The organism is Salipiger sp. H15 (assembly GCF_040409955.1).
Lineage (GTDB): Bacteria > Pseudomonadota > Alphaproteobacteria > Rhodobacterales > Rhodobacteraceae > Salipiger.
The window spans coordinates 2,527,350-2,545,128 of the sequence record NZ_CP123384.1; the positions used below are offsets into that span (position 1 = coordinate 2,527,350).

At 66.9% G+C, this 17,779-nt stretch carries 14 protein-coding genes; 5 read left to right on the forward strand and 9 right to left on the reverse strand.

The features are described 5' to 3' along the window. Window positions 1–114 precede the first annotated feature (114 nt). The 3 genes from PVT71_RS12275 (at window position 115) to metH (ending at window position 7,405) form a co-directional block, all read left to right on the forward strand. Window positions 115–1,044, forward strand: a complete 930-nt coding sequence (locus PVT71_RS12275) for a TRAP transporter small permease subunit (RefSeq protein WP_353472068.1) — start codon at window positions 115–117, stop codon at window positions 1,042–1,044. Between the two features lie 15 nt (window positions 1,045–1,059). After that, window positions 1,060–3,414 (forward strand): TRAP transporter large permease subunit, encoded by a 2,355-nt coding sequence (locus PVT71_RS12280; protein WP_353472069.1) that lies wholly within the window; start codon window positions 1,060–1,062, stop codon window positions 3,412–3,414. A gap of 220 nt (window positions 3,415–3,634) precedes the next feature. Continuing rightward, window positions 3,635–7,405 (forward strand): methionine synthase, encoded by a 3,771-nt coding sequence (gene metH / locus PVT71_RS12285; protein ID WP_353472070.1) that lies wholly within the window; start codon window positions 3,635–3,637, stop codon window positions 7,403–7,405. A gap of 92 nt (window positions 7,406–7,497) precedes the next feature. On the opposite strand, the gene PVT71_RS12290 is transcribed toward metH, so the two are convergent. The 3 genes from PVT71_RS12290 to PVT71_RS12300 all read right to left on the reverse strand — a co-directional run bounded on the left by PVT71_RS12290 (window position 7,498) and on the right by PVT71_RS12300 (window position 11,923). Beyond that, the gene (locus tag PVT71_RS12290) at window positions 7,498–8,559 is read right to left on the reverse strand and encodes a 2Fe-2S iron-sulfur cluster-binding protein (protein ID WP_353472071.1); all 1,062 of its coding nucleotides are present in this window, start codon (window positions 8,557–8,559) and stop codon (window positions 7,498–7,500) included. 14 nt (window positions 8,560–8,573) lie between these two features. After that, a complete protein-coding gene (locus PVT71_RS12295) occupies window positions 8,574–9,809 on the reverse strand; it encodes an aromatic ring-hydroxylating dioxygenase subunit alpha (protein ID WP_353472072.1) in 1,236 nt (411 codons plus the stop codon). Window positions 9,810–10,291: 482 nt separating this feature from the next. Further along, entirely contained in the window at window positions 10,292–11,923 is a 1,632-nt protein-coding gene (locus tag PVT71_RS12300; RefSeq protein ID WP_353472073.1) for a thiamine pyrophosphate-binding protein, read from the reverse strand. A 166-nt stretch (window positions 11,924–12,089) separates the two neighbouring features. Between PVT71_RS12300 and PVT71_RS12305 the strand changes: the two genes are divergently transcribed. Continuing rightward, complete coding sequence (locus tag PVT71_RS12305) at window positions 12,090–12,563, forward strand: Lrp/AsnC family transcriptional regulator (protein ID WP_353472074.1); 474 nt, start codon at window positions 12,090–12,092, stop codon at window positions 12,561–12,563. Window positions 12,564–12,942: 379 nt separating this feature from the next. Then, the gene (locus PVT71_RS12310) at window positions 12,943–13,665 is read left to right on the forward strand and encodes a hypothetical protein (RefSeq protein ID WP_353472075.1); all 723 of its coding nucleotides are present in this window, start codon (window positions 12,943–12,945) and stop codon (window positions 13,663–13,665) included. A 386-nt stretch (window positions 13,666–14,051) separates the two neighbouring features. On the opposite strand, the gene PVT71_RS12315 is transcribed toward PVT71_RS12310, so the two are convergent. The 6 genes from PVT71_RS12315 to PVT71_RS12340 form a co-directional block, all read right to left on the reverse strand. Further along, on the reverse strand, window positions 14,052–14,627 hold the full coding sequence (locus PVT71_RS12315) for a hypothetical protein (RefSeq protein ID WP_353472076.1): 576 nt from the start codon (window positions 14,625–14,627) through the stop codon (window positions 14,052–14,054). A gap of 403 nt (window positions 14,628–15,030) precedes the next feature. Beyond that, complete coding sequence (locus PVT71_RS12320; protein WP_353472077.1) at window positions 15,031–15,414, reverse strand: hypothetical protein; 384 nt, start codon at window positions 15,412–15,414, stop codon at window positions 15,031–15,033. Window positions 15,415–15,502: 88 nt separating this feature from the next. Next, complete coding sequence (locus PVT71_RS12325) at window positions 15,503–16,096, reverse strand: hypothetical protein (protein WP_353472078.1); 594 nt, start codon at window positions 16,094–16,096, stop codon at window positions 15,503–15,505. Next, complete coding sequence (locus PVT71_RS12330; RefSeq protein WP_353472079.1) at window positions 16,093–16,716, reverse strand: hypothetical protein; 624 nt, start codon at window positions 16,714–16,716, stop codon at window positions 16,093–16,095. The genes PVT71_RS12325 and PVT71_RS12330 overlap by 4 nt, the downstream gene beginning before the upstream one ends. Then, on the reverse strand, window positions 16,713–17,048 hold the full coding sequence (locus PVT71_RS12335; RefSeq protein ID WP_353472080.1) for a hypothetical protein: 336 nt from the start codon (window positions 17,046–17,048) through the stop codon (window positions 16,713–16,715). Before PVT71_RS12335 ends, PVT71_RS12330 begins: the two co-directional genes overlap by 4 nt. Then, window positions 17,045–17,752 carry a hypothetical protein gene (locus PVT71_RS12340; RefSeq protein ID WP_353472081.1) on the reverse strand — a complete coding sequence of 236 codons (708 nt, stop codon included), beginning with the start codon at window positions 17,750–17,752 and terminating at the stop codon, window positions 17,045–17,047. Before PVT71_RS12340 ends, PVT71_RS12335 begins: the two co-directional genes overlap by 4 nt. Window positions 17,753–17,779 lie beyond the last annotated feature (27 nt).

The window sequence follows — 17,779 nt, forward strand, 5'->3', positions numbered from 1 at the left end:
CCTCGCGCGGGGGCGCATCTGCTTTGAAGACACGTCCCTGCCGGCGCGCCCGCGCGGCGCCGCCGGGGCAGGGCACCCAACAAGATCAACAACAGACAAAAGGGGGCACAGGTCATGGAAGAGACAGCCTCGGGTGGGGCGTTCGGTGCGATACTGGACGGCCTGACCTGGTTTTTCGGCAATATCGCCATGTCCTTCTGGAACCTCGGCTACGCTGTGACGCATCCGTCGAGCTGGCTGAACTGGACGGACAACGAGGCGGTGATGCGCTTCGTCTACTACGGCGCGTCGATCGAACTGTTCTTCGTGGTGCTGACCACCTTCCTGGTGCTCACCGCCATCGGCATCTGGCATCGCGGCTTCATGTGGGGCCTCGTGCGCGGGCTCGAGGGCTTCCACAACACCGTGGGACGCATCGCCGCCTGGGCGGGCCTGATCATGGTGCTGCAGCAGGTGATCATCATCCTCGTGCAGCGCGTCTTCGCCCGGCCCGACCTCAGCTTCGGCCTGGGCGTGCCGGTGACCTTCGACGTCAGCTGGTGGTCTGAGGAGCTCAAGCTCTACAACGCCATCGTCGTGGCGCTCTGCCTTGCCTACACCTTCGTGCAGGGCGGGCACGTGCGCGTCGACCTGCTCTACTCGCCCGCCAGCTACCGCACGAAGAAGATGATCGACATGCTCGGCAGCCTCTTCTTCATGATGCCGATGGCGGCGCTGGTCTGGCTCTATTCCTGGTACTTCCTGTGGCGCCACCTGATCGTCCCCAAGCCCTCGGCCTCGGAAGGCCTCGAGCGGCTGGTGATAAAGGCCCGCGCGCTGCGCTGGAACGTCGAGACCATCGGCTTCAGCCCCAACGGCTTCTCTGCCTACTTCCTGTTCAAGATCCTGATCGTGCTGATGTGCGGCTTCATCTTCCTGCAGGGGGTCTGCTTCTTCTGGCGCTCCTACCTCGAGTGGAAGGAAGGCCCGGAGAGCGAGGGCAAGTATCACGATCACGATCGGGTCGAAGCAGGCGAAGAAGCCTACGACCACGCGGAACTCTGAGAGGGACCTAGGTAAATGCTATTCGGACTCGATGGCGTCGAGATCGGCCTGATCATCGTCTTTCTCACGCTCTTCGGCGCGATCCTCTCCGGCTTCCCGGTGGCCTTTGCCATCGGCGGCGCGGGTGTGATCTCGTTCTTCATCATCGCGGCGCTCGACAGCGCCGGCCTGCTCATCCACCAGGCCATCGACACCGGCTCCGAGGCTTATCGGGCGCTGGTTGCCAGCGGCGTGCGCGAGGACGCCATTTCCACCTTCCGCTTCCCGGACCTGCCACGCCTGGCAGAGCCGGTCTTCGCGCAGGGCTGGGAAGTGGCGATGGACCGCAACGTCTCCTTCATCGTCAACCGCATCAACGAGCGCGTCATCGCGGGCCAGTCCATCGAGACGCTGCTCGCCGTGCTGATGTTCGTGATGATGGGCATCGTGCTCGAGCGCTCGAAGATCGCCAACGACCTGCTGACCACCATGGCGCGGGTCTTCGGCCCGCTTCCGGGCGGCCTTGCCGTGTCGATCGTGGTGGTGGGTGCCTTCCTTGCCGCCTCCACCGGCATCGTCGGCGCGACCGTGGTCACCATGGGCCTGCTGGCCCTGCCGACCATGCTGCGCAACAACTACTCGCCCGAGCTGGCGACCGGCGTCATCGCCGCGTCGGGCACGCTGGGCCAGATCATCCCGCCGTCGATCGTGATCGTTCTGCTGGGCACGCTGGCCGGTGACCTCTACGCCACCGCCCAGGAAGACCGCGCGCAGCTCGCGGGCTGCACCGACGCGCTGACCCTGCTGGGCAAGCCCGCCGTGGTCTCGGTCGGCACGCTCTTCCAGGCGGCGATGCTGCCGGGCATCCTGCTGGCCGTGCTCTATGCCGTCTATGCCTTCGGCTTCGCCATGCTGCGTCCGCAGTCGGCACCGCCGGTGCAGCTCGAGGGCGGCAGCGGCGAGCCGGTGACCCGCGGCGAGGCGCTGACCTGGTACCTCGGCGTTCCGGCGCTGCTCATCGTCGGCGCCATCGCGCTCGGCCAGATGGGCTTTGTGGGCTCGCAGTCGACCACCATCGACAGCTACTCCGACAGCGGCCAGATGGCCTCGCTGCGCACCAACGTCAGCCCGGACTGCCAGGCGGCGATGATCGACCTGCACGGCCAGAAGGCCTGGGACCATGCGGTCCAGGAGCAGAAGGATATCGACGCCGCCGGCGGTGTCGCGCAGTCGCACAAGCTGACCCCGGAAGAGATCGAGCAGGCGCGTGCCGACAAGATCGCCAATGCCGCACCCATCGGCACCGGCATCGCGGCGATCGCGATCATCTTCGGCATCGTGCTGGCCTGGGCGCGGGCGGTCTCGCCCTCGTCCGATCCCAAGCCGCTGCTCGTCGGGGCCGGTGGCCTGGCGCTGAGCCTGCTGGTCGACGTGCTCTTCGTCCATCCGCAGACCTCGCCGCTGAACACGGTGCTGATGATGCTGATCCCCTGGGGCATCGCGCTCTGGGGCACGGCCCAGGCAGCCTCGCGCCTTGCGCACAACGATCTCATCCGGGTGGTCTTCCCGCCGCTGGTGCTGATCGTCGCCGTGCTGGGCTCGATCCTCGGCGGCATCACCAACCCGACGCCCGCCGCGGCGCTCGGCGCGGCCGGTGCGGTCATGCTCGCGGCCTACCGCAAGCTCAACGACCAGGGCCGTTCGCCGAAGGTCATCCTGATGTCGACCTTCGCGGTCGCGATCATGATCCTCATCGGCATGAACTTCGACCTGCGCGTCGGCACCGAGGGCGCCAACTACGAGACCTGGATCGCCTTCCTGGTGGCACAGGCCGCGTATCTCTACGCGCTCTTCGGCCTGCTCTTCGCCTGCTGGGTGCTGTTCAAGGCGGGCGTGCTGACGCCGGCGGTGCGCGAGACGGCGAAGGTGACCTCGATGGTCTTCACCATCCTCGTCGCCTCGCAGCTGCTCAACCTCGTGGTCATCTCCTTCGGCGGCGAGCACTACATCCAGAGCTTCCTCAAGAGCTTCGATGACGAGCACAAGGTCTTCCTGATCGTCATGCTCGTGCTGTTCATCCTCGGCTTCGTGCTCGACTTCCTCGAGATCATCTACATCGTGGTTCCGATCGTGGGCCCGGTGATCTACGGCGGCAGCTTCGATCCGAAATGGGTGACCATCATGATCGCGGTGAACCTGCAGACCTCGTTCCTGACCCCGCCCTTCGGCTTCGCGCTCTTCTACCTGCGCGGCGTGGCACCGGCCTCGGTGACCACCGGCCACATCTACCGCGGGGTGATCCCCTTCGTGCTGATCCAGGTGGCCACGCTGGCTCTCCTGTGGGTCGCACCGGGCATCGTGACCATCGTTCCGGACCTGATGCCGAACTGATCGGGCCGGATGAGACAGGAGAGGGCGGGCCGCAGGGTCCGCCCTTTTCCGTTCGGCGGGGGCAAATCTCTTCGAAGAGATTTGCAGAAGCCTTCGAAGGATTTTGCGCCCATGTGAGCCCGGCTCATGAAAACGATGATTATTATGAGATGGCCTTCAGCGGCCCGGATCGGTAGAGACGGCGCAACCAATGCTTGCCACCCCTGGCCCGGAGTCCGTCATGTCCGTCCGTATCCCGACCCGCTCGCCCGTCTTCGCGCGTCTCGAGGCTGCCGCCCGCGAGCGCATCCTCATCCTCGACGGCGCAATGGGCACGCAGATCCAGAAGCTGGGCCTGTCGGAAGGCGATTTCCAGGGCTGCGGCGGCGGGGCCTGCACCTGCCACCTGCCGCATTCCAGCGACAAGCCGCAGCAGGGCAACAACGACCTGCTGAACCTCACGCGCCCCGATGCGATCGAGGAGATCCATTACCAGTACGCCATGGCCGGGGCGGACATCGTCGAGACCAACACCTTCTCCTCGACCACCATCGCGCAGGCCGATTACGACATGCAGGCGGCGGTGCATGACCTCAACTTCGAGGGCGCGCGGCTGGCGCGCAAGGCGATGGACCGGGCCGAGGCCGAGGACGGGCGCGCACGCTTCGTCGCCGGCGCGCTCGGGCCGACCAACCGCACCGCCTCGATCAGCCCCGACGTGAACAATCCCGGTTACCGCGCGGTGACCTTCGACCAGCTGCGCGAGGCCTATGCACAGCAGGCGCGGTCGCTGATCGAGGGCGGCGTCGACATCCTGCTGATCGAAACGATCTTCGACACGCTCAACGCCAAGGCCGCGATCTTCGCCTGCGAAGAAGTCTTCGCCGAGCGCGGCGAGCGCCTGCCGGTGATGATCTCGGGCACGATCACCGACCTTTCCGGCCGCACGCTCTCGGGCCAGACCCCGACCGCCTTCTGGCACTCGGTGCGCCATGCCGCGCCGCTGACCATCGGCCTCAACTGCGCGCTCGGCGCCAACGCCATGCGCCCGCACCTCGCCGAGCTCTCGGCGGTCGCCGACACGATGATCTGCGCCTATCCCAACGCCGGCCTGCCCAACGAGATGGGCGAGTATGACGAGACCCCCGAGCAGATGGCCGCGCAGGTCGCAGGCTTCGCGCGCGACGGGCTGGTCAACATCGTCGGCGGCTGCTGCGGCTCGACCTATCAGCACATCCGCGCCATCGCGGGGGCGGTGGCCGGGTTCAAGCCGCGTGAGATCCCCGAGCAGCCGAAGCTGATGAAGCTCTCGGGCCTCGAGCCGTTCACGCTCACCTCCGAGATCCCCTTCGTCAACGTCGGCGAGCGCACCAACGTCACCGGCTCGGCCAAGTTCCGCAAGCTGATCACCAACGCCGATTACGCCGCCGCGCTCGACGTGGCGCGCCAGCAGGTCGAGAACGGCGCGCAGGTCATCGACATCAACATGGACGAGGGGCTCATCGACTCGAAGCAGGCGATGATCGAGTTCCTCAACCTCATCGCCGCCGAGCCCGACATCGCCCGCGTGCCGATCATGATCGACAGCTCCAAGTGGGAGGTGATCGAGGCCGGCCTGCAATGCGTGCAGGGCAAGCCGATCGTCAACTCGATCTCGCTTAAGGAAGGCGAGGAGATCTTCCTCGAGCAGGCGCGTCTCTGCCGCGCCTACGGTGCCGCCGTCGTGGTCATGGCCTTCGACGAGACCGGGCAGGCCGATACCGAGGACCGCAAGGTCGCGATCTGTCAGCGCGCCTACAAGGTGCTGACCGAAGAGGTCGGCTTCCCGCCCGAGGACATCATCTTCGACCCAAACGTCTTTGCCGTCGCCACCGGCATCGAGGAGCATGACAACTACGGCGTCGATTTCATCGAGGCCACCAAGCGCATCACCGACACCTGCCCGCATGTCCACATCTCGGGCGGCGTGTCGAACCTGTCGTTCTCGTTCCGCGGCAACGAGCCCGTGCGCGAGGCGATGCACGCGGTGTTCCTGTATCACGCCATCCAGAACGGCATGGACATGGGCATCGTCAACGCCGGGCAGCTGGCGGTCTACGACCAGATCGACGCGAAGCTGCGCGAGGCCTGCGAGGACGTGGTGCTGAACCGCGTGCCTGCCAATGGCGGCACGGCCACCGAGAACATGCTCGAGATCGCCGAGGAATACCGCGGGCAGGGCGGCGCCAAGGGCCGCGAGAAGGACATGAGCTGGCGCGAGCTGCCGGTCGAGAAGCGGCTCGAGCACGCGCTGGTCAACGGCATCACCGAGTTCATCGACGCCGACACCGAGGAAGCCCGGCAGGCCGCCGAGCGCCCGCTGCACGTCATCGAAGGCCCGCTGATGGCGGGCATGAACGTGGTCGGCGACCTTTTCGGCGCGGGCAAGATGTTCCTGCCGCAGGTGGTGAAATCCGCCCGGGTGATGAAGCAGGCCGTGGCCGTGCTGCTGCCCTACATGGAAGAGGAAAAGCGCCTGAACGGCGGTGACGGCCGCGAGAGCGCCGGCAAGGTGCTGATGGCCACGGTGAAGGGCGACGTGCACGACATCGGCAAGAACATCGTCGGCGTCGTGCTTGCCTGCAACAACTACGAGATCATCGACCTCGGCGTCATGGTCCCGGCCGAGAAGATCCTCGCCACCGCGCGCGAGCGCAACGTCGACGTGATCGGCCTCTCGGGCCTCATCACCCCCTCGCTCGACGAGATGGTGCATGTCGCCTCGGAGATGGAGCGTCAGGGCTTCGACATCCCGCTGCTGATCGGCGGCGCGACCACCAGCCGCGTGCACACGGCGGTGAAGATCCACCCGCGCTACGGCGCCGGGCAGGCGGTGCACGTCAACGACGCCTCGCGGGCCGTGGGCGTCGTGTCGTCGCTGCTCTCGCCGGTGCAGAAGCCCGACTACGTGGCCAACGTGCAGAGCGAATACGCCGACGTCGCCGAGAAGCACGCCCGCGCCGAACTGGCCAAGAAGCGCCTGCCGCTGGACGCCGCCCGCGCCAACGCGCTGAAGCTCGACTTCGCCCCGCAGCACGCGCCGAGCTTCCTTGGGACCAAGGTGTTCGAGGACTGGGATCTGGCCGAGCTTGCCCGCTACATCGACTGGACGCCGTTCTTCCAGACATGGGAGCTGCGCGGCGTCTATCCGAAGATCCTCGAGGACGAGAAGCAGGGCGAGGCGGCGCGCGCGCTCTTTGCCGACGCGCAGGCGATGCTGAAGAAGATCATCGACGAGAAGTGGTTCAACCCGCGCGCCGTGGTCGGCTTCTGGCCCGCCAACGCCGTGGGCGACGACATCCGCCTCTTCACCGGCGAGGACCGCGCCGAGGAACTGGCGAGCTTCTTCACCCTGCGCCAGCAGACCGCCAAGCGCGACGGCCGTCCCAACGTGGCGCTGTCGGACTTCGTCGCGCCCGAGGGCACGCCCGATTACGTCGGCGGCTTCGTGGTGACCGCGGGCATCGAGGAAGAGCGCATCGCCAAGGAGTTCGAGGCCAAGCACGACGATTACTCGTCGATCCTCGTCAAGGCGCTGGCCGACCGTTTCGCCGAGGCCTTCGCCGAGCGGATGCACGAGGTGGTGCGCAAGGAGCTCTGGGGCTACGCGGCGGACGAGGACCGCAGCAACGCGGAGCTGATCGCCGAGCAATACGCCGGCATCCGCCCCGCGCCGGGTTATCCCGCGCAGCCCGACCACACCGAGAAGACCACGCTCTTCCGGCTGCTCGACGCCACCAACGCGACCGGGGTCGAGCTGACCGAGAGCTTCGCCATGTGGCCGGGCTCGTCGGTCTCGGGCCTCTACATCGGCCACCCCGAGAGCTATTACTTCGGCGTCGCCAAGGTCGAGCGCGACCAGGTCGAGGACTATGCCGCGCGCAAGGGCATGACCCTCGAGGAGGCCGAGCGCTGGCTCGCGCCGATCCTCAACTACGTGCCGGGCGGCGTGCAGACGGTGGCGGCGGAGTAACCCTCCGCGCCCCGCGCAGGAGCATGGCTGGAACGGAAAAGGCCGCCGCGATACCCTCGCGGCGGCCTTGCCATGTTCCGGGAGCCGAAGCCTCAGACCTCGACTTCGACCTTGCCGATCGGGTGCGAGCAGCAGGCCAGCACGTAGCCCTCGGCGATGTCGTCGTCGGTGATGCCGCCGTTGTGCACCATGTGCACCTGGCCCGAGGCCTTCTTGATCTTGCAGGTGCCGCAGACGCCGAAGGTGCAGCCCGAGGGGATGTTGAGCCCCGCCGCACGCGCCGTGGCGAGGATCGTGTCGGTCTCCTTGCAGGCCTGGGTGATGCCGGAGGCAAGGAAGCTGACCTCGGCCAGCGCGTCCTCGGGCACCACGTCGCCCTCGGTGGCATCGCGGTCCTCCTCCTCGAGCGAGGGCTGGAAGCTTTCCTGGTGGTAGCGGCTCATGTCGTAGCCGAGCCCCGCCAGCGCGTCGCGCACCGCCTGCATGAAGGGCTCGGGGCCGCAGCAGAACACCTCGCGCTCGAGGTAGTCCGGCGCGGTCAGGCCCAGCATGAGCTGATTGAACATGCCCTTGTAGCCGGTCCACGGCTGGAAGCGGTCGCCGTCCTCGACCACCCAGCGCAGCTCGATCCCGTCGATGCGGCTGGCGAAGTGCTCGAGCCGCTCGCGGAACACGATGTCGGACGGGCGCCTGGCGCAGTTGAGGAAGACCACGTCGGGGATGCGGCCGAGGTCGTACATGTAGGTGACCATCGACATCATCGGGGTGATGCCCGAGCCCGCCGAGATGAAGAGGTACTTCTCGGCCGGGTGGTGGTGCGAGGTGAAGTGCCCCGCCGGGCCCATCGCCTTGATCCGCATCCCGGGGCGCAGGTTGTCGAGCATCCAGCGCGTGCCGAGCGAACCCGGCTGCGCCTTCACCGTCACGCTGATCGACAGCGGCCGCGAGGGCGAGGACGAGAGCGTGTAGGTGCGGTAGAGCGGCCCGCCCGGCACCGGCAGCTCGAGCGTGACGAACTGGCCGGGCAGGTAGGAGAAGAGCGCGCCCGAGGGTGCCACGAAACAGAAGGTGCAGACGTTCGGCGCCTCGGGGATCACCGAGACGCATTCCAGCATCTCGGCATCGTTCCAGTAGCGCACCGCGGCGGAGGGCATGGAGCTCGCCGCCATTATTCCGCGGCCATCCGCAGGGGCGACAGGCGCTTGGTCATGGTGGCGCAGTACCAGTCGACGAACTGGTTCACGCCGTCCTCGTGGCTCGCCGAGTAGGGGCCGGGCTCGTAGGCGGGCGAGTTGATGCCCTGCTGGTTGTCCTCGACGACGCGCCGGTCCTCGTCGTTGGTGTGCTCCCAGACGGTGGTGAGGTTCTCGATGTCGTAATCCACGCCCTCGACCGCGTCCTTGTGCACGAGCCAGGTGGTCTGCACCTCGGTCTCGGTCGGGCTGATCGGGGTCACGCGGAAGGTGATCGAGTGGTCCGACAGGAAATGGTTCCAGGTGGTCGGGTAGTGGAACTTCAGCAGCGTGCCGGCCTCGAGGAAGGGGATCCGGCCGAGGCGCTTCTGCACCGCGATCTTGCCGTTCATCGTGTAGCTCTCGGCGCCGTCGAGCAGCGGCATTCGCGCAAGCCGGTACTGGCCGTCGGCCGACATCTGGAAACGCGACACCGCGCCCACCGCTTCGAGCCGGTTGAAGTGCTCTTCCACCTTCGGCGGGAAGGTGCCGTCCTGCGACACGCCGGTGATCGTCGGATCCTCGGGATAGGTGCGGCAGAGCGAGGGGTGGTTGCCGGCGCAGTGGTAGCACTCGCGGTTGTTCTCCCACACCAGCTTCCAGTTGCCGTTCTCGATGATCGTCGACTGGAAGGCGACCTTCGAGTCGCGCAGGTCGTGGATCGCGAGATAGGGCTCGGCCATCCGGGCGAAGGCGTCGAAGTCGGGGGCGTCGTCGGCAAGGCAGATGTAGACGAGGCCGGAGACCTCGCGGCAGTGCACCGGCTTCAGCCCATGCGCCGAGGCGTCGAAATCGCTGCCCATGTCGCGCGCCCAGAGCAGGCGCCCGTCCAGCTCGTAGGTCCACTGGTGGTAGGGGCAGACGAGCTTGGCGACCTGACCCGAGGCCGCCTTGCAGATCACCGAGCCGCGGTGGCGGCAGGTGTTGTGGAAGGCGCGCACCGACCCGTCCGGCCCGCGCACGATCACCACGCGGTAGGGGCCGACCTTCTGCGTCACGTAGCTGCCGGTCTTCGGCAGCGCGGCGAGCGGCGTGGCAAAGAGCCATTCGCGGAACCAGATCTGCTCGAGATCCTGCGCGTAGATGTCGGGATCGGTGTAGAAGGGCTGCTCGAGGGCATAGCCGGGCTTGCGGCGGTTCAGCAGGTCGAGGGTCTTGGCGTCAGCTGTCATGGCCGAACTCCGTAGGCCGGGCACAGGTGCCCGTGCGGGACTGAGGCAGAGGCGAGGGTCGTTTTGCGACCCGTCCCCCACGGTTGGTGCGTCCTGCCGCCCCGGCCCGTCTGCGCCTTGAAATCACTGGGTGAAACTCTTGGCGAAGGCCGCGCCGGAACCGGCGGTCTCGGCCTAGAAATATCCTGCCCGCGACGATTCTGAGTTCTGGATGCGACATCGTGCGTCTCGAAACAGACTTGCCGCCGGAAACCCCGTGGCCGCGATTCCGCAACGCGGTGCCAGCTGCCCGGAATTGCGGCAGAGGTGAATCGCAGCGCCGCCGGTGAGGGGTCCTGCGGGCACGCCGCCGCCCCCAAGACGCGCCCCGGCCGGGCGCGAGGGAACGCCGCCCGGCCGGGACGCCGCGCCCGCGCGACCCCGGAAGGCGCGGACGCGATGGCGCGGCCGGTCCCGCGGCGACGGGACCGGCCGGGACCCCGTCAGATGCGCATGCGCGGCATGTCGTTGGGATCGAGCCGCAGCTCGATCAGCAGCGGCCGGTCACGGGTCTCGATGGCGGCGATGGCCGCCTCGAGCTCGTCGTCGGAGGTGACGAGGATGCCCTTGCCGCCGAGCGCGGTGGCGACTTCGGCGAAGCAGGGCCAGTCGAACTGCGTGAGGCCCGGATCCATCTTGCGGTCGATGAACTGGATGTGCTCGGCGCCGTAGGCGGCGTCGTTGCAGAGGATGACGATCATGTCCTGCTTGAGCCGAACCGCGGTGTTGAACTCGCCGAGCCCGCCCATCATGAAGCCGCCGTCGCCCGAGAACAGCACCACCGGACGGTCCGGCGCGGCGACCGCGGCGCCGATCGCCTCCTGCACGCCGAGCCCGATCGAGCCGAAGTTCACCGTCGCCACGAAGCTGCGCGGGTCGGGGACCGAGACGCGGCACCAGACCTCGGTCATGAAGCGCCCGCCGTCGGTGACGAGGATGCGGTTCTCGGGCAGGGCCTTCTCGAGCCGCTCGAGCGCCGCCACGTAGTTCACGCAGCCCTCGCGCGATTTCGTGGTGCGCGCCGGCGGATGGCGGCGCAGGACCTCGCCGTCGAGCTCGGCGGTGAAGCCGCTGGCCGGGATCTCGGCCTCGTCGAGCCAGTGCACGAAGTTGTCGGCGGTGAGCCCGGCATCGGCGACCAGCGCCGCGTCGGGGTGCACGGTGCGGCCGATGGCGCGGCTGTCGCTGTCGATCTGCACCAGCCGCTTGCCCTTCAGCAGCGCGCCCTTGTCGGTGGTGAAGTCATGCAACTGCGCGCCGAAGCTGATCACGCAGTCGGCCTTGCCGATCACGTCATAGGCCGCCGGGGTGCTGAGCGTGCCGAAGATGTCCATGTCATGCGGATGGCCGCGGAACAGGCCCTTGGCCTTGAGCGTGGTGGCGAGCGGCGCCTGCAGCCGGTCGGCAAGGCGGATGATCTGCTCGCGCGCGGCGCAGGCACCGGCCCCGGCAAGGATCATCGGCCGCCGCGCGCTGGCGATCATGCCGATCGCCTCGTCGAGCGCGTCGCCCTCGGGCACGAAGCTGCGGGTCTCGAAGACGCTGAGCACATACGGAGAATAGGGCGCGTCCTGCCACATGAACTCGGCCGGCATGTTGAGCACGATCGGCCGCCGCTCGACCTTGGCGCGGTAGAAGGCGCGGGCGACGTCGCGCACCGCCAGCTCGGGCGAGCGCATCTGCTCGAAGCCGGCGCCGGTCGAGTTGACCACGGCGCGCTGGTCGATGCCCTGCAGGTGGCGCGGGTTGGCGACCGGCGTGTCGCCGGCCAGCAGCACCATCGGAATCTGCCCGCGCGCGCCCTCGGTCAGCGCGGTCACGCAGTTGGTCAGCGCCGGGCCGTGGGTGACCGTGGCGACAGCGACCTTGCCCGCGACATGGGCATAGGCCAGCGCCATCAGCACCGCGCTGCCCTCGTGCGCGGCGGGAACGAAGCGCCCCTCGCAGCCGCGCACGAAATGATCGGCGATGAACAGGTTGGCGTCGCCCATCAGGCCGAACATCGTGTCGATCCCGTGGTCGCGCACCGCCTGGGCGATGGCCTGGTGCACATGGGTGGGGCCCGCGTCGAACATCTTCTCACTCCCTTCAGTCTTTGCGACAGAATAGCGCAGGCGCGCTGCAAGAGGTGTGCAATTGCATGCAGGTCGGCGGCGCGGTATGCATGGGAATGCGCATCAATAGGCCATGGATGCGCGAAACGTGCGCCCATTTCCGAAATCACGCGCGAGGTGCCCGGCCATGCCGCTCGACCGCTACGACCGCCTGATCCTCGACGCGCTGCAGAAGGACGGCGCGCTGACCAATGCGCAGCTTTCCGAGCGGGTGAACCTCTCGGCCTCGCAATGCTCGCGCCGCCGTGCCGCGCTCGAGGCTGCGGGGGTGATCGAGGGCTACCGCGCCCGGCTCAACGCTGGCAAGCTGGGCCTCGGGATCCGCGTCGTCGTCCGGGTCAACCTGCGCACCCATGCCAAGCTTGCCGACATGGACTTCTCGGGCTGGATCGAGCGCCAGCCCGAGATCCAGTCGGCCTTTTCCGTCTCGGGCGACGCCGATTACGTGCTGCACGTGCGGGCGCGCGATCTCGAGAGTTTCTCCAACTTCCTGCACGAGCGGCTGCTGCTGCGCCCCGACATCGCGCAGGTGCGCTCGGACTTCGTGTTGAAGACGCTGAAGGACAGCGACGCGCTCGACCTGTCGGAGATCGCGGGCTGAGACCTTCCCGGGGTCTTTGGGGTTCCATTTTTCTCTGCCGCGATGTACGAGCGCCGCTTGCGATGCCGGGCGTCTCCGGCAGGATGACAGGAACAGCACAGGCTGCCGGAGGCCCGACGTGACCACCCCTCAGGAGAGATCGACCCTTCACGCGGCCGCGCGTCTGAGCGTGGCACCGATGATGGATTGGCACTACTTGGGATGATTTCCAGTTATTTCATGCGAATCGTGCGTCCGCGTGTGCAGTTGGTGTGCAGTATTCCTTGAATCCTGTGCAGCGAGGCTCGGTTGCAGCTCTACCCATCCGCTTCGCGGTGGGTTACGGATCAAGGCAAGCTCAATGTGCGTTTGAGGGGGTGCATGTTTGTCCGGGCAGGAAATGAATTTCCACAAGTCGCCACTGTTCATCGCAACGGTGGCTGCCATTGCTGGCGCTGTTCCGACGGTTCTGGTGACGATGTGGGCGCAAGGGTTCTGGGACAGACCTGACAAAAGCCTCAGTGCCGAGTATTGCGCGGGCGAGCCGATGGTGGCTTACATGATCGACGCCGAAGGGACCGCGTGGAACATTAGCGATCAGATGGAGTCAAATCCGATCACGCATGTCCTGACGATCACGAACGACGGGAAGGAAGTGCTGACGGATCAGGACATCAATCTGAGTTTCTCGCCGAGGATTTGGGATGAGCAACTCCGCTCTGGCCAGCCCCTCGATGGTACCAAGTTTGAGCTGTTGGAACTGACAGTGTTTCTCGAGTCCGCGCTGGCGCAACACGTTATCGACTTCGATCTCGACAGACCTGCGCAGCGGATCACCCTAAAAGACTTCAATCCGGGCGATACGATCTCGGTATTGGTCGAAAGCCCCTATCAACTCGACGCCGGAGTTAGTGCGAAGGGTCCTGGGCTGACAGTCTCCGAGACCTTCACGTCGGGCTGCACTACGGACGGATACGGAGGATACGCCGTCTATCGTGACTTCTCGCCACGGTGCGCACCGGTACCATTTCCTGACTTGGGCCTTTCCTGCACCTACAACATGGAAATCAAGATGCCCGAGGGCAGTGCCAAAGCGGCAAGATTCGAGTGGCGTAGACACTAGAGGCTGCCAAGGTCAGAGAAGATCGGGCAGGACAAGCGACCACGCGTATCCGCTCGACAGGGATGCGCAGGGGCTTGGGGGACATGCTGTTGCGGGCAATCGCAAGGGCGTCGGACATGGCGTTGATCCTGTCAGGTGTTTAAGGCTGGCCCATAAATTAATTTATGGGCCAGTGGTCCATAAATTAATTTATGGGCCAGCGTATACAGACGCGCCTCAGGTGAGCGGGCCTTGGTTCATCGCGTCGGCGATGTACCCGATGCGCTTCGCGACGTCGTGCCGCGCGCCTCCGCGACCGCCCCGCCCGTTGCGCGCATCCGGTGCGGCGCACCTGCCGACCAGGGGGCGCTTTCAGGCGAGGTTATGCCCTCGCGCCTGCGCGGGCGTCAGGACGCGGGAGGTGGATAACCAGACTTTCGCTCGGCGCGCGGCTGCATCGCAGCGGCGCGGCGCTGCGCGACCTGTTCGAGGAAATCGGTTCGCAGTTCGATCAATCGCTCGGCGCGGTGCTGAAGGCGGATATGGGCCTGCTCCAGCCGCACCGCGTCGAGCGCGGCGGCGTCCGCATCGAAGGTCCGGCGATCGCCATGGGCGTTCGCGACGCTCCGGGCGTTGCGGCCCGCCTCCTCGATGTAGGCCCGCAGGTCGGCGATCTCGCCCTCGGTCTTCGCGGTCATGCTGCTTCTGAGTGTTCCGGCTGCTGCCCCGTTCGAGAGGTTCAGCTTGCGGGCCTCCTCGGCGAGTTCCGACAGCGTGTCGGCATATGCTTCGATGCGCGCCGCCTGGATGGCCAGTTCGCGCCAGATCGCCATGCGCTCCTGTGCGCGGCGCTCCTGCGCCTCCCGATGCAGCGCTTGGAGCGCCCGCCACGCGATGAGCGCGGACAGCGCCGCCGCAACAGCGGATGCGAGGGCGCCAGCATTGGCGCCCCATGTACCGAGGAATTCAGAAACCGAGCCCACCTTGCACCCCACGTGTCGTCACGCCGGGATTGAAGCGCCGCGACCGGGAAGAGTCCACGGTGAAACGCCGTGCTCCCGAGGGCGCGCGGGCCTCTTGGTCTCTCGCCCCTGAAACTGAGCGGGCCGGACATGCGCCCCCGCCCGAGTGCGCTTGTCCGGCCCGTCGCACGCATCCGCTGCAGTGCCCGGTCAGGTTATGCGCCGGTGCAGCCTTTGGCCAGTGCCGTTCACTTGGTTCCGGGTGCTTTCGGGTGGTAGTCTGCGGCCCATGAGACAGCGACCGCCAAAGCGTGCGCGCGATCAGCACCGGAGCCAGACCAATGACCCATGTACCTGCGGGCCAGAATGCCCGCCACCTTCTCGCGGCCGTGAGCCGCGCCCTGCTGGGGGCGCGGCGGTCGCCTCAGAAGACGGCGGCGTTCGTGACGACGCGCGCGACCGCAGGTTCGAGCAGGGCGGCGAGCGCCTCGATTATCGGCTCCAGCGCGGTGAAGACCTCGCGGTCCTGACCCACCCTGACGCCCGCGTCGCGCAGGTAGATCGTCCCGACCCGTTCGAGATCCAGAGTCCGGCGGGTCGGCCACGCGGTCGCCCGGACCTCGACCTCCATTCCGATCCGCGTCAGCCAGACGGCGATGTCGCGCGGTCGGGTCTTCTCGTTGATCAGCTCCGTCAGACTGTCGAGCGCCTCGTCGACCAGCGCGCGGTGCCGGTCGAGGAGCGCTTGCCTGTGCAGGGCGTCGGCGCGGGTTGCCGCTGCCGCTTCCATAATACCCGTAATATTCATGTTTTCAGTACCTCCTGTGGGTGGGTTTCTCGGGTGTCGAAGGTGCTGAAGATGGTTCGGTGATTGCGGCGTTAGGTGGTCGACTCGGTCATGCCGTGCCCTTCCCGACCTTGCAGTTCTGCGCTGCTTGCAGGCCCAGGTCGTGCATGAAACCTGCGATGATGTTGCGGCGCTCCGGGGACTGGAAATTCTTTGCGTCCTCGCAGCACTGCAGATCGAACGGTTCCCCCGTGATGGGCGTGATGGCCGTAAGGCTGATTCCGGATGGCACCTTCGACATATCCTGCCCGCGAGCCATGGCAGTTTCGCGGATATATTCGAGGATTCCGGAGAATGCCTCAATGCACCACCGGCAGCCATACGTGACGCAGGCAGCCTTCCTCGCGGCGATATGATCCTCCGTCGGGATGCGGGTGCGTTTGTCACTGACGTCGTAGGCGCCACCCAGCCGGAGCAGCGTGTCGATGCCGTCGCCCGCCTGCAAGCGGCGGAAGGCAATCCGCGCGTAGTGCGCGACCCGTGCGCGGTTCTCTCGCCGGAATGCGTCCCGGTAGGTCAGCTCGTCCTGGTAGACGTCGAACAGCCGCACGTCGTGCACGGTGTGATATGTCGCGAGCATCTCGGCGGCCATCTCCTCGGCGGCGAACACGGTGCGCGGGAATTCCGGCGCTAGTTCGATCATTGCTTGCCCTCCTTGTCCGCTGCGACGCGCTCCTGCGCCGCTGTGCGCGCCTTGATGCGCTTCAGCGCGGTGTTGGGATGCAGCAAGTCATCGAGGCGCTGCGCGGCCTCCTTGACGGCCGCAGCAGCAGCGCCCTGCGGCACCAGTTCGGCGAGCTGCCACGAGAAAAAGGCTTGGCTGCTGGCGTCTTGGAGCGCCTTGCCGAGGCGGTGGAACCCGAGCAGCCCGAGCCGCTGTTCGAGTGCCTGGACGCCCGCGACCACGTGCGCGCAGGCGAGCGAGGCGTCCGCCACGTGCGACTTGGCGATCAGTTCGACGTCGGCGTGGCTCAAGCCGCCCGCCTGGACGACTTCGTCCCATGCCTTGCGCCGCAGCAGGTCGAGCGCGTCGGGGGTTTTGGCGGCAGGCCCGACGGCGGCGAGCGCCGCGACCTGCTGGCTCAGTTCGAGGTTCCGGGGATCTGCGATGACATCACCGATTTCGATGACGACGCTGCCCTCGTCCTTGCCGATTTTGACGGTGACCTCGGCGTCCTTGTAGCGTGCAGGCGCGAGGCGCTGGAGCGCGATGGCGGCGGCCAAAACGTGCCGTGCTTCGTGTTCGGCGACGCTGCGGCTCATTTGAACAGCCCCTGTGCCCAGCTTGGGGCGCTGCCCTCGGTGACGACTGCGCGGCGTTCCGTGACCGGTTCGACGGCGCGGGTGATGGAGCGGAGGTTTGCCCGGGCGACTTCGCGGGCGGCGCCCAAGAGCGCCGAGCGGCCGTCCAAGCCCGCGATCATCTCCAGGACGTGCTTTGCAGCCATCGCCCGTTCTGTCTTGAGCGCTTCGGCGACGACCCGCAGCGTGACGCGCTCGGATTGGCGAAGGTGTTTGCGCAGCACGGGGTCGTTTGCACGTTTCGCCTCCACCGCCTTGTGGCGTGCGATCTCTTCAGGCGTGGCGGTCTTCATCTCCAAACCTCCGCAATGTTGGTCTTCAGCTCCTGCCGCTGGCGGTCGCGGCGTTCGATTTTCTGCTGCTCGCGGGATGCGGTCTTGTCGGCGATCCAAGCTGCAGCAGCGGCGGCTTTCCCGGCGAGCGGCTGTGCCTCGGCGAGGTCGGCGAGGTCACCCGGCAGCGGATAGGCGGCGACGGTGGCGCGCGCCTTGACGGCGCAGCGCGACAAGCCGGTGGCGTTCGCTTCCTCGATGAGGCGCGCCAGCTTCTCGGCGCGGTCCTTGGCGGTCTCGACGTCTTGCTCCAGCGCGTCGGCGGTTGCGTTCAACTGCTCGACGGCGGCCTCGATTTCGGCGAAATCCGCGTCGCGAACGGCGGCTCGGATCGCGGCGAAACTGGCGTGCGCCTGCATCGCGCTATGCAGCAAAGGCGTCACTTGGCGGGGCGCTTCGTCAGCGGTCAGGAGCGCGACGGCGGCGCGGAGTTCGCGGACGATCTCGGCGGACTGCTCGGCGGCGCTGATGACCTGTCGCTGCATCTCGGCGAGGTGTTCGAGGTGCTGGGGGATGTCGCCGGGTTTGCAGTTTCGGAGGTCTGCCAGCTTGCTGCGGGCTTCGTCTGCGGCCGCTGAAGCCAGCTCGCTGACGACGCGGCGGGAGACCCGGACGACCGCTCCCCCTACCGTGAGTTCCGGGGGTCTTAATGCGATGGCGAACACGAGCGGGCTCCTGCGTTGCTGGGCGCG